This is a genomic window from Brachyspira sp. (assembly GCF_050873525.1).
Taxonomy (GTDB): domain Bacteria; phylum Spirochaetota; class Brachyspiria; order Brachyspirales; family Brachyspiraceae; genus Brachyspira.
Map to the genome: position 1 here is coordinate 1 of NZ_JBNMIZ010000322.1, position 2,007 is coordinate 2,007.

At 28.8% G+C, this 2,007-nt stretch carries 1 protein-coding gene; it reads left to right on the plus strand.

Annotated features, from left to right (window positions below; all coding sequences use genetic code 11):
* Window positions 1-115: 115 nt before the first annotated feature.
* Window positions 116-1,927 (plus strand): ribonuclease R family protein, encoded by a 1,812-nt coding sequence (locus tag ACR0QS_RS13025; protein WP_432633882.1) that lies wholly within the window; start codon window positions 116-118, stop codon window positions 1,925-1,927.
* Window positions 1,928-2,007: the final 80 nt, after the last annotated feature.

Consider the following 2,007-nt stretch of genomic DNA (forward strand, 5'->3'; position numbering starts at 1 on the left):
ATTGAAAGACTGTTATATTACTCCAGAAGAATTGGCTCAATATATTTCCGATATAATAATGCAGAGAGTGTTTTTATAAATTAAATAAATTAAAATTAAAGAGGAAAATTAAAATTTGAAAAAGACGAAAAATAAAAAAAATAGAACTAACAATATTAATAAAAATAAAGAAAAAAAATCAGTTAAATATAATAAAAATTCAAATAAAAAAAATTCAGTTAAAAAAATTGCAGATAATAAAAATAAAAAAACGGATATTAAAAAATCTATTCCAAAGCCAGAAATAAAAATAGATATAAATAATCCGAAAAAAGACGCCGAATTGATAGCGAAGGCATATAATATTCCTACCGAATTCAATAAAAAATGTTTGGACGAAGCGAAATTATTGCCAGAAAATTTGGAAAACGAGCCAATAGAATTTGACAGAATTGATTTAAGAGATTTGAAAACTGTGACGATAGACGGAGCGGATTCAAAAGATTTTGACGATGCGATAAGTATAGAAAAATTAAACGATGGCTATAAAATCGGAGTTCATATTGCGGATGTAAGCCATTTTGTCTATACGGGAAGCGCGCTCGATAGAGAGGCAAGAAAAAGAGGAAACAGCGTTTATTTGATAGATAAAGTTTACCCAATGTTTCCGCATGAACTTTCAAACGGAATTTGCTCGCTCAACGAAGGAGTAAGCAGATTTGCGATGACGGTTTTTATAAATATTGACGACAAGGGAAATGTGAGAGAAAGCGAATTTTATAAAAGCGTTATAAAGTCCGACAGAAGATTGACTTACGATTACGCACAAGATGTTTTGGACGAAATTGAAAATGACGAAGAATGGCTAAAAAAATTACTTAAAGAAGCGAACGAAGTAAAAGAAATATTATTAAAAAAAAGAATTGAAAACGGAAGTATAGAATTTAATCTAAACGAAACTAAAATTATACTCGACAAAGACGGAAACCCGAAAGATTTTTTTATAGCCGAAAGAAAAGAAACTCATAAAATAGTTGAAGAATTAATGCTTCTTGCAAATTGCGAAGTCGCTAAAAAATTGAAAAATATAAAAGGCGCTATTTATAGAGTTCATGATTTTCCCGATAAAGAAAAATTAGATACATTTAGCAGAATCGCTTATAACAGAGGATATAAATTAATTAAAGATGCCGAAGGAAATATGGATTTTAATTCTTTTATTGAATCGATAATTGGAAAAGCGGACGAAAAACTTCTTCTCACTTTGCTTTTGCGTTCGATGAAACAGGCGGTTTACGATACGAATAATATCGGGCATTTCGGACTCGGATTTGAATATTATACTCATTTTACATCGCCGATAAGAAGATATACTGATTTGCTTACTCATAGATTATTGAAATTGGTATTGGAAGAAGAATTAAAAAATCTTAAACCTTCAATACAAAAAATGTTTAATAATGTCGCTCAAAACTGCTCGAAAACTGAAAGAGTGGCAATCGAATGCGAAAGAAGCTTAAATAAAGTTAAAGCCGTTCGTTTTATGAAAGGTAAAGTCGGAAAAGAATATAACGGAATAATAAGCGGAATAACGAAATTCGGAATATTTGTGGAAATCGAAGAACGAGGAATAGAGGGACTCATAAGATACGCAACATTGAAATCACATTATAGATTTGACGAAAAAGAACAAGCCGCATATAGCGAATCGGAAGGGAAATGGTTTACTTTGGGAGATAAAATAAGAATAACGGTTTATAAAGTTAATCTTAAAGACTTATTTATAGATTTCATTCCTTCGGACGAATTTGACAATGTTTTTGACAGAGACGATATTATTGACGGAAAAGATTTTTTGAAGAAAAGTAAAACTAATAAAAACAAAAATAATAGAAATAGTAATAATAAGAGAAATAAATCAAAGAATAATCGAAGAAAATATAAATAAAGTTTAATAATACTTTTATTTTAATAATTTAATTTTAAAAATAATTTTCTAATAAGGATTTATTTATTTCTGTATTTATC